The following is a 12,865-nucleotide window of genomic DNA, read 5'->3' on the forward strand; positions in this document are numbered from 1 at the left end:
GAGCTACCACAGGCAGCTTCGCAAGGTGACCAAGGGTAAGAGCATCTTTCCGACGGATGAAGCGCTGCTCAAAATGCTGTATCTAGTCACAATGGACGTCACCCGCAAATGGACAGGCCGAGTCCAAAACTGGGGGCAAATGCTGCTTCAGCTCTCCGTCTTCTTTCCGGAGCGGATCGGTCAGCATTTACCGTGAGGGCCGATCTCCCCCTCGGGGGAGATTCTCTATAAATGAGTTTACACAAAATTATTGACAGACCCCTGTTCCGTTAGTAACAATTCCAATTCGGTATTTCGTAGAAACCGATTCAAGCATCTTGGTTATCTGTATATCAGGTTTTATGAATAATTTGCTAATTTGTTTATATTGATTATGAAAAAGATCAATTTCGGAATCGTCTACTTGAAGGTTAAATTCTGATAATGTCTCGCTAACTTGAAATTTTCGATATTCTTCCATTGTGATTTCCTGATTATGATATTTCTGCACTAAGCTTATTTCTTTGACCTTAAGAATATTAAACAAATCATCAATATTCAGATTGCTTGTTAAAGGGTATGTCCTAAATGTTTCTTTTGTGCTTTGTTCCCAATAATCATCAAAGTATAAAAGAGTATCATCAAGATCAAACAAGATCAGCTTGAAATTCATTGTTTTTTTAGTCCCTTCCAATTATTTTGTACTTCATATTATTTCATCTAACGTTATTGTATTCACGACATCCATTCCCCTTAGATAGCTCCTATCTTAGGGGAATGGATGTGTCTGGCTGATTATACTTCCTCGAGATTGAACTGCCTCATCTAGTCCACTTCTAACTTCTGCTGGACCGAGGGCCGAATGGTCCGAAGCGTTAATTTCGTGTAAGCTAAAGTTCGTTCACATCTTGTTCAGAGCTGCCATGGATGGCAGCCTTTCAATTTATTGTTGCCTGACTTTATTCTTTCATCCAATCACTTCTTAATAACAATATGTTTGTTCCTGTAAGTTTCTCGAATTCACTGTACATATCATCCCATGTAGATGGATATTTATTCGATCCTTCAATTTCGTGTTTCCTTCCATTACTAAATGTAATAATTATTCCCCATTGATGTCCATCTTCTATCTGATTATCTATATATTTTTCTTTCCAATCTAAAAAATCATATTTATTAGCTTTCTTTAAAAAATTTTGTATCTTTTCATCTGAAAGATTAATAACATTATCATACCCATCATTTTTGAGAGAACTATCTCTTTCTATAGGATTATCAAAATTCAGAGTATATTTATAAAATTTTCTTTCTACAAAATCTATATTATATTCAGTATCACGAATCCCTTCACTACTGTGATAAACATAGATTTGACTAACCCCATTCATTTTTAATGCATCTTCACATGAAGTGAAAATAAAGATAAGTAAAAATAGTAAAATAATATTTCGTATTAAACTCATTCGTGCTTCTCCTTTATCATAACTATCACAATAGCAATCAATTTGAACATTTTTTTATCTTTTATTTAATGTTGCCAAGGATGGCCGAAACACAGGACGATAGGCAGAGCCATCCGATCGAACTGGCTGCGCGAAGCGCAGTTAGCCACGCAAATGTGTCCGCCTGAACCAACTCCACTGCTATCTCATCAGGTGGACCGAGGGCCGAATGAACTGATACGTGAATACTGTGTTAGGTGATGTTTAGACCTTCATCTTCATCGATAAAATTACAAACTAAATTGTTGCATACCAAAAATCTCTTGTTGAAAATCTGTTTCTATTCACTGCTTCCTCAGCTGCATGCCAGGGGACAGATGGGAACTTTAGGTTATATTCTTCGATGTTTAATTTCCAAATACATTCATGAAAATCAATGATCTCTTCTATGATGTATTGATCTTTCAATTTATTATCAATAACCAGTTTGTCTTTGAAGTGAACAAAAATTATTGGAATTTCAATTCCAATAATCGCAACTATAGTCCCGTTTCTATAGACTGTGGCCCACGCTTCCCCAGCAGCTTCATCCCAATCTATATGTAATTTCATAGATTCGAAGTTTATAAGAGTTTTATGTATATTTTGGTTTTTTTCATTTGATTTATTTGTTATTAGCATTACTTCTAATAAGTCTCGCATTACATCACCTATCTTTCATAGCCTCAATTTCACCTAACGTTCCCGTATCCACGACGTCCCACCGACTTAAGGCTCCGACAGGAGCCGGCCGCGATGCGGTTAGTCGGTGCGGATGTTAGCTTCTTCTTCTGTCATTACAATTTCCTGCCCATTTATTGCGTTTAGATATATTAACATCTTATTCCCTGCAGGATAATTTGCAGTGACTACCCAGACTGTGTACTTTTCATTCTTGTTATTTATTTCAATTTCTTTATCTTCTTCAAACTTTGTCTCCCATTTAACATCCTGATTTCTTTCATACTTTTTAGCAATTTCTAATGATTTATCCTTTGTTATGTATATCGACGAAGTAGAGTTATTGTTTTCTGAACAACCTGACAATATAACTGTCAAAGAAATAATCAAGAGTAATACAGTTTTTTTCATTTGTTTGCCTCCTTATTATATATTTGATTGTTAAGTACAGTCACTTTAAATTATGATTTATTGAATTTGGGATCTTGAAATTCTTAGCATCTGTTGATCTTTCGGGTTCTGTCGTAGAACGTTCCCGTATCCACGACGTCCAACCGACTTAAGGCGACGAAGTCGCCGGGCGCGATGCGGTTAGTCGGTGCGGATGTGTCCGGCTGATCCAACTTCACCGCTGCTGAAATGCCTCTTCGATTCCACATCAAGCTTCTGCCGGACCGAGGGCGAATGCCCGATGCGTGAATATGGTGTTAGGCGACACCTCTGACTTCCTGAATTTACTCACAAATCAATATTACTCTTTATATATTTGATATTCATCCGCCGTTATTCTTCATATCCGTCAATGATCTTTCAATACTTTTACTTTTCGTTTTGGCAAAATAAATATTGTTGTTGAATCTAAGGCTTATCAGCGACAGAGCTCTACTCTACAAAATTTGATTTACCATGAGCCACTAACATATTTCCGCTAGGGTCATAAAAATCGAAATCAATTCCAAGGATCTCAGTTTCTTCCGATTCGGTAAGAATAGCCCCTCTGTCTTTTCTTATCTCGCCAATTTGTACCTCTTTACTCTTTAGGTCGGACAGCAACTTTACGATATCCGTCGCTTCAAATCCGATGATTATAGACATCGTTCCCTGGGGCAATTCTCTTTCACACAGAAAGATCGATGGCCCCGAAGGAAGAGCAACGATTGCCATTTTATTGTCCTGTCGTTTAAAATGCAGCTCGAATCCTAATTTACTGATGTACCAATCTATAGATTCCTCAAGATTTTTAACTGGAATTTGTAGAAATGAGACACTGTTTAAAATTGTTTCTGCCATCTTAAATAGCCTCCTATAAAATTGATTGATCCCTCAAAACGTTTTTATGATCTTTCCAATGCTCTTACAGCACTCAGAGGTTTCGCCTAACGTTACTGTATCCACGACGTCCCACCGACTTAAGGCTGCGCCAGCAGCCGGCCGCGATGCGGTTAGTCGGTCGGATGTGTCCGCTTGATTCCACTCCCCTGCCAATCCTCTTCGGGCGGACCGAGGAGCCGTCAAGCTCCGATGCGTTGATGTTAGATGAAGTTCTACTCTTCTTCGAATAACTTTCTAAATTCATTATGTGCTGGTTCAAAAACCTTTAGCTCTTCAAGTGTTGAATCAATTACCTCTTCTTGATTACCATAGATTCCTTGAAAAGCTAAATAATATCGATCTTCTATAAAGTCTAATAACTTTAGTGTTTCATTATCATCTCCAATAGCGCTTCCTTGAATAAGCAAACTAGATATGTAAGAGAATAATTGTACTTTCGTGATCTCTTCATTAATATACTGCAACCTTATTTCATAGAGAATTATCGACAATGGTGTTCTAAGTTCAAATCTTTTATAGATTAATTTCAATAAAGAAAGTACTACTTCAAGATCTTTCTCTTTCGACAAAGACAGTTCAACAAACTCATAAGGCACTTCATATTTTTCAATACATTGATCAGCCCAGCTGATTACTTGTTCTCTTTTAAATAATCCAATTCCAAGGCCAAGATAATAGTAACCTGCAATTAATCTTAACTTGTTTATTTTCAAGAATTTCATCGTCCTTAGTAGAATTTAATCTAACGTTCCTGTATCCACGACGTCCCACCGACTTAGACCCCGCCAGGGGCGGCCGCGATGCGGTTAGTCGGTGCGGATGTGTCCGCTGAATTTACTTCCCTGCCGTTCGCATCTAGCGGACCGAGGAGCCGCCAGGCTCCGAAGCGTGGATATGATGTTATGTGAAGGTCCCTCTTCAATGAATAAGGTATAAAAAAGAAGGAGATTTCTCTCCCTCATTCAGATTCACCATGTTTCTCTTCCATATGTTCTATAATCATGTGGAATTACTTTGAAAAATTCTTCTTTATCAACATTGATCTTGAATCTTCTTCTAAATTTCCTTTGAACCTTTTTCCTTGCTAGTTTACTTTCATGTCTAAACCAATAACTCGTAGACCTATGGTTTCGGTAATCTTTCAAGTTTTCAGATCTAGGACATTTAAATTCTTTGCTCGTCTTAAAAATCATTTTTGCAATTGTCTCTTTTAAAGCCTGTTCCCAACTATCAATTTCTTTCGAATCAAACAATTATTATCCCTGGTACTTACATTAGATTTACCATAAGGTATTTAGTAAAGTACCTAGAGATCAACAATATAAGGTGCTAACATTAGTATTCCTCCGTACTCATCATCTGTTTAATACATTTATCTTACAATAAAATCAGGAACTTGAAAAATGGCTTTGCATCTTTTATTAATCTTTGGGACTTTCACATAACGTTCGTATATCCACGACGTCCCACCGACTTAAGGCTCCGCTAGGAGCCGGCCGCGATGCGGTTAGTCGGTGCGGATGTGTCCGCTGTATCTACTTCTCTGCTGAACGCTTCTAGCGGACCGAGGGCTGTCAAGCCCGATGCGTGGATATATTGATAGTGTTATCAGAAGGATCAGCCTTCCTCGTTATTACCCTCAAGATGTTTTGTGCAGTTATGTAGTTCACAAATCCATTTATTATCTATTTTCTTTAATATAGTTATTGATGTGTTGCCGAAGTGTTTAGTAGGAATTTCAGGTAATAAATTAATAAAATTAAATTGAATTAAAGCTCCATGTGAAACAACCAGCACATTTTCATCATGGTGTTTTAATAGGAGCTCTTCTAAAAATTCTTTTCCTCTCTTTTGAACTGCTTCAATTGGCTCAAGCCCGAGATCTAATTCTCTCCAGCCTGTTCCCCATTTTTCTACTCTTTCCTCCTCTGTAGTTCCTTCGATTAATCCGCCTGCCCTTTCTCTAAGACGATCATCAAGATTAATATCAATTCCGATAGTACTTCCTATAATAGAAGCCGTTTGCTTTGCTCTTTCTAAAGTACTTGAATAAATATGATTCCAGTTTTCTGAACTTAATCTCTTAGCTAAACGTTCTGCTTGATTAATCCCATCTTGATCCAGCGGGATATCCGAGTTGCCTTGAGCTCTGCCTTCCTTATTCCAACTTGTGCTGCCATGCCTTATCAATGCGATGGTCGCCATATAGGACTCCTTTTTGATTTATTTAGATCTGCTGATCTTTCTGATAACGTTCCTGTATCCACGACGTCCCACCGACTTAAGCGACCAACGGGAGCGGCCGCGATGCGGTTAGTCGGTGCGGATGTGTCCGCTGATTCCGCTCCCTTGCCAATCCCCTTCGGGCGGACCGAGGAGCCGCCAGGCTCCGAAGCGTGGATATGATGTTATAAGATGTCCCCGCCTTCGAAGCACTACTCAATAAATAAGATCCTCACATACTTCTATTCCCGTCTTATTGCAGTAATCTCTATACTTTTTCAATACTGTATATATGTCATCTTGACCAATGATTGAATTATTATTATCGAAATATTGAAGTGATCCTCCTAAAATAAATAAGGTTACAACCTCTTCATCTTCAGTTATCAGTGTATGGATATCTCCTGGAGGTTCAAAAATAAAAGTTCCTGGTTTCGCAATCCAGTTACGTCCTTCATATCTCCATTGTCCTTGTATATTGTAACCTATGACGGAACCGCCAGTATGACGATGACGAGCCAACACTTTATTGCTCTTTATCTTAAAAAGGTACGTCCATGTTCCAGTAGATAGATCAAATCTAAGAGGCTTAAAATAACAATTCACTTCCCCTTCATCGAAGGGGACCCAAGGTAATTCATCAATGTTAAATACTCTTTCAGGTAATTGCATACTTTCTGCTAGTTTTATAACAGTATCATTAATCAATTGGTTCATATATGATCTCCTCATGTTTGGTTTGCGGGGATTTCTTATAACGTTCATGTGTTCACGACGTCCCACCGACTTAAGCCACGAAGTGGCGGCCGCGATGCGGTTAGTCGGTGCGGATGTGTCCGGCTGAATCTGCTTCTCTGCCTCTGCCAATTACTTCTCCGAATTAACTTCTGACTCCTGCCGGACCGAGGGCCGAATGGCCTGAAGCGTGAACATGGAGTTAGTAATTGCCTTCCCCGAATAACCTACAAAGCAATCTATATTTATTTAGCCTTCAATGCTTCATCAAGAATCAATAATGATAATTCATGATCATTAATTACAAATGGTATTTCCCCGGGCTCAACCCATATTCTAGTTAGTGTTTCATTCTTACGATCAAAAGGTAATATTGATGTTATATTCATTCTATAAAATAATTGATAGCCTATATACGGATATTTTCCATTCGGATCGAATTTAGTATTATGTTCATTACTTATCTCAATCATACCTAAATAAATAGCATTTCCTCTTATACAGCCTTCTTCTAATGCTTCTCGATGAAATGCTTGCTCTGGTGTTTCTCCTTCTTCAACATGCCCACCAGGGATATTAAATCCTCTTCCATCAACTTTAACTAATAATATCCTGTCATTATCAAAACAATATCCATGGACACTGGTTACCTTCTTTGAATCAGGTTGTTTATCAGTCGGAATCCAAGTCAATTTAACATTGTGACCATTCCAGTCAACATTTATTGATTTATTCATTCATCTATCAACCTCTTCTTTGGTTATGATGTATGTGATGTATTTTAGTATTTCCGAATTGCAATTATTTCAGATAACGTTACTGTATCCGCGACGTCCCACCGACTTAAGCGACCATCGGGAGCGGCCGCGATGCGGTTAGTCGGTGCGGATGTGTCCGCTGAATCCTCTTCCATGCCGATCGCTTCCCGCGGACCGAGGAGCCGCCAGGCTCCGATGCGTGGATATGATGTTATGCGTAGTTACTGACTCCAAGAGCAACTCTCAAAAAATACTTACTTCTCTAAATATCAATTCCCTGGATTCATTAATTTCAAAATCATAATTTTTGAATTGAATAGTTTTATTGTGTGGAAATTCAAAGTTAAAATCTGTATTTAGCTTTTCCTGGATTTCTGCAAATGTCATTCCATTTATTATTTGATCTCTAATATTCTCTATATTCAGTAATTCTCTATTTGCGTTAAATCCAATATTATGTAGTGAAACTATTGGAGGAATTATGTAGTCATTGAATCTCTTTTCAAATTTCTTATCTTCAATAAACTTCTTCTCAATAATATTATGTGCATCACCGCTAATTCTTTTACATAAAGATAATGCACAACTATCAAAACCCAAAGAGGCTTTAAGGTTGGTATTAAATCCTTTCTTCAGAACTACAATAGGATCCTCTATCTCTTCCCCTATATGATTACTTCCGAGGAATCCACCACTATGCGATACGTCATAATATCTTTTAATGATTCGTTCAATTCGAAAATATCCTTTACTATATGAAGTTACCCAATCCCCAACATCCATGAATATCCCCCTAACATTGTTCATTTCAGTAATTACGCATAACGTTCCTGTATCCACGACGTCCCACCGACTTAAGCCCCGCCAGGGGCGGCCGCGATGCGGTTAGTCGGTGCGGATGTGTCCGCCTGATCCAACTTCCCTGCCAATCCGCTTCGGGCGGACCGAGGAGCCGTAAGGCTCCGATGCGTGGATATGATGTTAGATGAAGTCTTGGAATTCCTTGAAATACAATCTAGAATTTAAAAACCTATTTGTAATATGAAATTCCTAGTTCCTGCTTCAGTGCATTTCTTAATTGATTTGTAATGTTATCTAATTCCGCATGTAATTCAAATCTATTATTATGTGTGCCAGGTTCAGGATACTCAGAATAAATAAGTAGATCACCTAAAGCTTTAAGAAACCTTTCAGCCAGATCTGTTACGACTTCGGTTAGATATAATTCTGAGAGAATATAAAAGTTCTTGGCTTCATAAAAACTCTTTCGTGCCTCGCTAAATTCTATTACTCGAAGATATTCATTCATCTCTTTTATTGCTTCTTCTTTATTTACACTCCAAGCTATTAATACTGTTTCAATCTTACCTTGTGGAACTTGATGTTCTAGCAAATACTTTTCAATATCTTTTCTATTGAACTCTTGGAATGTTAAACTACGTCTTCCTCCGAATAGCCCTCTTATCTTTGAATCCGCAATCAATAGAAGCCTGAATAGTTCTGGCAACTTTTCATGTCTCTTATTTGTATACAAACTAAAATCCTGAATTCTTCTTTGTAAATCAAATTTTAAGTTTTCTGTCAGTTGAGACAACGACTGTTTATATTGTTCAAGATTCTTATCAGCTTTAAATTTGTAATAAGCTTGAAATAATGAAACGACAATACCGGCTACAATTGTTGAAGTTAGAATTGAAGTTAAGATTTCCATGTGTTGAACCTCTTTCCAAGATTTCATCTAACGTTACTGTATCCACGACGTCCCACCGACTTAAGGCTGCGCCAGCAGCCGGCCGCGATGCGGTTAGTCGGTGCGGATGTGTCCGCCTGATCCACTTCTCTGTCTATCGCTCCGGGCGGACCGAGGAGCCATCAGGCTACGATGCGTGGATATGATGTTAGGTGAAGTATGACGCATCATTGAGTAACAGTAATAATTTTTTTAGGTGTATTTCCATTCTCATCTGGATAGCCAAGAGAAGCATTGATAAATCTGCAGCCATAATTCAAATAATCAAACCTTTTATGAATATGTCCAGAACACCACATTCGACCATTAATATTATTGAAAAATTCCTGTCCGTTAAAATAATAATAAGAGTTTGTTATATCATCTTTATTATTGTGAGCAATAGACGACCAGTCTGGCGAAACATGGGTCACAATAACATCTGCATTAATTATTGCCTTCTGTAGTTTTGATTTCTCTTCTAGAAACATGTCCGTAGCCAATCTTGGAAACCCTTCAATCAATACAGAATCATTAGATTTTAATTTCCAGTTATTATAAATTTGATCCTTATCATTATTCAGAACCTGTAGGCCGTATTCAAAGTCATACCACATTCCGCAACCACCAAAAATAATATCATCTAATTCGACTCGATCCCCATCAAGAAAATATACGCTTGTTATTTGATTAGTCATCAACTTCATTTCATTTAATCTATTTAGTGAATTATATTTATATTTGTTTTTTAATGATTTTGAAATTAAGTAATAGTCATGATTTCCTGGTACTAAAACAATATTTTTGTAATGCTTTCTTAGTTTCTCTAGCAGTTTGATATTTTGAATATTATAGTGCCCTAAGTCTCCGGCAATCACTAGAGTATTCGAAGGATCCTCAGGGAGAATATCGATTATAAAAGCATTTAATTTCTTATCCTGTTTTAAATGATTACTAGTATTTTCAACCCAAAAATCAAGATGAATATCAGATATTAGATCGAAACGAATTGTCTTCACCTGCCTTGTCATATTTCACCTAACGTTCCCGTATTCACGAACCCGAGAACCTTAAGCCCCAACGGGGCGGCCGCGACTGCGGTTAGGTTCACAGGGTTGTTCGCCTGATTCCACGTCAATGCTGATCGCATCGGGCGAATCAAGGAGCCGATAGGCTCCGCCGCGTGAATATAGTGTTAACTGATGTCTCCGACTTCTTGAGCTGCTTACACAATTAGCCCTTAAACAAGCTCTTAAACAAGCTCTTAAACAAGCTCTTAAACAAGCTCTTAATTGGAATTGTATCCCATTCCATTTCTTATTTCACTAATTCTTTCAAACAAAAAATGCTCTTGATCTTTTTTTTTCGACCAAGGGCATTTATTCAAATCCTTTGAATTCAAAGCTCGTAGATACTAGATAACCCTATGCATTCAATTCGGATCTAGATACCGTCGAACACTTATTCAAAACTAACTTCTTTCTTTATAACAATGCTTTAACCAATTATTGTACTTATCGATCTTTAAATGCTCTTATATCCGGAGATTTCAGTTAACGTTCCCGTATCAACGACGTCCCACCGACTTAAGGCTGCGCAAGCAGCCGGCCGCGATGCGGTTAGTCGGTGCGGATGTGTCCGCTGAATATGCTCACCCTGCCGATCGCTTCTCGCGGACCGAGAAGCCGTTAGGCTCCGATGCGTGGATATGATGTTACGCGATAGTTCTCGACCTCTTGATATACCTACACTCATACGCGAAGCAATTGAATTACTCCTTGGCATCCAAATTATAAGTTCTTAATAGAATCATCTTCGTGCTACTTTCAAAACTAATGCCCTTATTAGACACTTCCTCGAGCTGCCTCCGAAAATAAACGCTCTTATCGAATCCTTCGTCGAGCTACTTTCAATAAATGCTCTTTTAGCCCCTTCAGCGAGTTGATTCCTAAAAAAACGCCCTTGTCAACGAGGCACAGTGTAACTAGATAACCCTTTGCATTCAATTAATAGCTAAGTCCCATTTATCTATAAGAAATATCAAATCAAGTACTTAATAATCGCGTCAACGCAATGATCTATTGATCTTGATCTTAACCAGTTCTCGAGAATTTCGCGTAACGTTACTGTATCCACGACGCCCCACCGACTTAAGCGACCAACGGGAGCGGCCGCGATGCGGTTAGTCGGTGCGGATGTGTCCGCCTGAATTCACTTCCCTGCCTCCCCCTTCGGGCGGACCGAGGAGCCGCCAGGCTCCGAAGCGTGGATATGATGTTATACGAAGCTGCAGACGTCCTGAGACAACTGATGCAACTTCATTCTACTTTCCTTATAAATACGGCTTGATTCATTAAATCTGTTTCACCTGTATGTATTTCATAATTATTAATCACTATAGTAGCCATTCCATCACCATCTCCAAAAAACGGTGAATGTTTCAACAAAAATGAGTTATTATGAATTCCGTCATAAATTGATTTAGGTAGTTGCGTTTCCTCACTTGTGTTAAAAATCACTCCCCGACCAGAATAGTAATAGCCCGTAATTTCAATTTCGCCCTCAAAATAAGCATTTACTGTTTTTGTTTCTTTATCAAAATCAATTGATTTCAATATTAGTCCTGCAACACGATCTCCAACTTTTATCTTAGATGGATCAAACGAGATGTAGTTATTGTCAATGCTACAACCACTTACCATAATTAGTGCAGAGATACATAATAATCGAGTTATTTTCCTCATTGGGATCACTCACGATCTTGTTTTCTGCAGTTTCGTATAACGTGTCTGTATCCACGACGTCCCACCGACTTAAGGCTGCGCCAGCAGCCGGCCGCGATGCGGTTAGTCGGTGCGGATGTGTCCGCTGAATATGCTTACCCTGCCGATCCCTTCTCGCGGACCGAGGAGCCGCTAGGCTCCAAAGCGTGGATATGATGTTATATGATGCCGGACACTTCGAAGGATTCAATAATATGCACTTCAAAAAAGCACTCCAGTGGTCTTGGAAAATTGATTTTCTTCTTTCACTTGATCTATATATCCTTTGATTTCAAGATAACATTCATTAATTAATATTTTTTTATTGCCTTCATATTCTTCCTTTGGAGTAAAGACACTTAATATAACTTCTTCATTCGGCTTTATATCAAGTTTATTGTTCTTGGCTTCTACCATAAATTCATTTCCTTTTGATCCACTATCGGTTTTGAATGGATAACTAAAAAATACGTTATTTTGCTTTATAATATGGTTCGATTTATTAGATAACTTTATTGTGTAAAAGACTCCATTTAGATCTTCTGCTCTATTAATTACTTCTAGAGTAATCTTGTCACTTTCTTCTGGAGTGAACGGTAGTGATTTATCCGATCTACAAGCTGTAAGAATAAGAAATAGTAATAAAATAGCAACTAGAGGTTTAAACCGATTTTTCATTGTTCTTCCCTCGTTTCCTTTGCATTTGTCCGGTTTCATATAACGTTCCTATATCCACGACGTCCCACCGACTTAAGGCACCGTCAGGTGCCGGCTGCGCTTGCGCAGTTAGTCGGTGCGGATGTGTCCGCCAGATTTCACATCCTTGCCAATCCTCATCTGGCGGACCGAGGAGCCGCAAGGCTCTGATGCGTGGATATGATGTTAGATGTAGTCGGGTCTGTCAATAATTTTGTGTAAACTCATTTATAGAGAATCTCCCCCGAGGGGGAGATCGGCCCTCACGGTAAATGCTGACCGATCCGCTCCGGAAAGAAGACGGAGAGCTGAAGCAGCATTTGCCCCCAGTTTTGGACTCGGCCTGTCCATTTGCGGGTGACGTCCATTGTGACTAGATACAGCATTTTGAGCAGCGCTTCATCCGTCGGAAAGATGCTCTTACCCTTGGTCACCTTGCGAAGCTGCCTGTGGTAGCTCTCGATCATATTCGTCGTGTAAATGAGCTTA

At 38.7% G+C, this 12,865-nt stretch carries 16 protein-coding genes and 1 pseudogene; 1 reads left to right on the top strand and 16 read right to left on the bottom strand.

The genetic code is table 11. From position 1 onward, the window contains the following. A pseudogene (locus ELR57_RS28470) lies at nt 1–196 on the top strand (IS256 family transposase); the annotation flags it as partial. A 51-nt stretch (nt 197–247) separates the two neighbouring features. On the opposite strand, the gene ELR57_RS27535 reads toward ELR57_RS28470, so the two are convergent. The 16 genes from ELR57_RS27535 to ELR57_RS27605 all read right to left on the bottom strand — a co-directional run. Then, complete coding sequence (locus ELR57_RS27535; RefSeq protein ID WP_126963055.1) at nt 248–652, bottom strand: HAD family hydrolase; 405 nt, start codon at nt 650–652, stop codon at nt 248–250. A gap of 286 nt (nt 653–938) precedes the next feature. Then, complete coding sequence (locus ELR57_RS27540) at nt 939–1,442, bottom strand: hypothetical protein (RefSeq protein WP_126963056.1); 504 nt, start codon at nt 1,440–1,442, stop codon at nt 939–941. Nucleotides 1,443–1,718: 276 nt separating this feature from the next. Then, the gene (locus ELR57_RS27545) at nt 1,719–2,123 is read right to left on the bottom strand and encodes a hypothetical protein (protein ID WP_126963057.1); all 405 of its coding nucleotides are present in this window, start codon (nt 2,121–2,123) and stop codon (nt 1,719–1,721) included. Between the two features lie 99 nt (nt 2,124–2,222). Further along, complete coding sequence (locus tag ELR57_RS27550; protein ID WP_126963058.1) at nt 2,223–2,552, bottom strand: lipoprotein; 330 nt, start codon at nt 2,550–2,552, stop codon at nt 2,223–2,225. A gap of 83 nt (nt 2,553–2,635) precedes the next feature. Next, nucleotides 2,636–2,770, bottom strand: a complete 135-nt coding sequence (locus tag ELR57_RS28520; RefSeq protein WP_255414994.1) for a hypothetical protein — start codon at nt 2,768–2,770, stop codon at nt 2,636–2,638. A 253-nt stretch (nt 2,771–3,023) separates the two neighbouring features. Continuing rightward, nucleotides 3,024–3,431, bottom strand: coding sequence for a VOC family protein (locus ELR57_RS27555; protein ID WP_126963059.1), 408 nt, complete (start codon nt 3,429–3,431; stop codon nt 3,024–3,026). Between the two features lie 254 nt (nt 3,432–3,685). Then, a complete protein-coding gene (locus ELR57_RS27560; protein WP_126963060.1) occupies nt 3,686–4,186 on the bottom strand; it encodes a hypothetical protein in 501 nt (166 codons plus the stop codon). Between the two features lie 904 nt (nt 4,187–5,090). Then, nucleotides 5,091–5,678 carry a histidine phosphatase family protein gene (locus ELR57_RS27565; RefSeq protein ID WP_126963061.1) on the bottom strand — a complete coding sequence of 196 codons (588 nt, stop codon included), beginning with the start codon at nt 5,676–5,678 and terminating at the stop codon, nt 5,091–5,093. 234 nt (nt 5,679–5,912) lie between these two features. Continuing rightward, nucleotides 5,913–6,413, bottom strand: coding sequence for a 2,4'-dihydroxyacetophenone dioxygenase family protein (locus ELR57_RS27570; protein ID WP_126963062.1), 501 nt, complete (start codon nt 6,411–6,413; stop codon nt 5,913–5,915). Nucleotides 6,414–6,676: 263 nt separating this feature from the next. Then, nucleotides 6,677–7,168 carry an NUDIX hydrolase gene (locus tag ELR57_RS27575; protein WP_126963063.1) on the bottom strand — a complete coding sequence of 164 codons (492 nt, stop codon included), beginning with the start codon at nt 7,166–7,168 and terminating at the stop codon, nt 6,677–6,679. Between the two features lie 264 nt (nt 7,169–7,432). Further along, nucleotides 7,433–8,029: a hypothetical protein gene (locus tag ELR57_RS27580; RefSeq protein WP_126963064.1), complete on the bottom strand. Its 597-nt coding sequence runs from the start codon at nt 8,027–8,029 to the stop codon at nt 7,433–7,435. 190 nt (nt 8,030–8,219) lie between these two features. Beyond that, complete coding sequence (locus tag ELR57_RS27585) at nt 8,220–8,900, bottom strand: hypothetical protein (protein ID WP_126963065.1); 681 nt, start codon at nt 8,898–8,900, stop codon at nt 8,220–8,222. A gap of 206 nt (nt 8,901–9,106) precedes the next feature. After that, complete coding sequence (locus tag ELR57_RS27590) at nt 9,107–9,949, bottom strand: metallophosphoesterase family protein (protein WP_126963066.1); 843 nt, start codon at nt 9,947–9,949, stop codon at nt 9,107–9,109. A gap of 1,287 nt (nt 9,950–11,236) precedes the next feature. Beyond that, entirely contained in the window at nt 11,237–11,662 is a 426-nt protein-coding gene (locus ELR57_RS27595; protein WP_126963067.1) for a hypothetical protein, read from the bottom strand. Between the two features lie 240 nt (nt 11,663–11,902). Then, nucleotides 11,903–12,358, bottom strand: coding sequence for a hypothetical protein (locus ELR57_RS27600; protein ID WP_126963068.1), 456 nt, complete (start codon nt 12,356–12,358; stop codon nt 11,903–11,905). A gap of 281 nt (nt 12,359–12,639) precedes the next feature. Continuing rightward, nucleotides 12,640–12,865: transposase (locus ELR57_RS27605; protein WP_148125571.1), on the bottom strand; the 226-nt coding region annotated here is incomplete at its 5' end.

The sequence above is a fragment of the Cohnella sp. AR92 genome, from assembly GCF_003990975.1.
In the GTDB taxonomy this organism is placed as follows: Bacteria; Bacillota; Bacilli; order Paenibacillales; family Paenibacillaceae; genus Cohnella.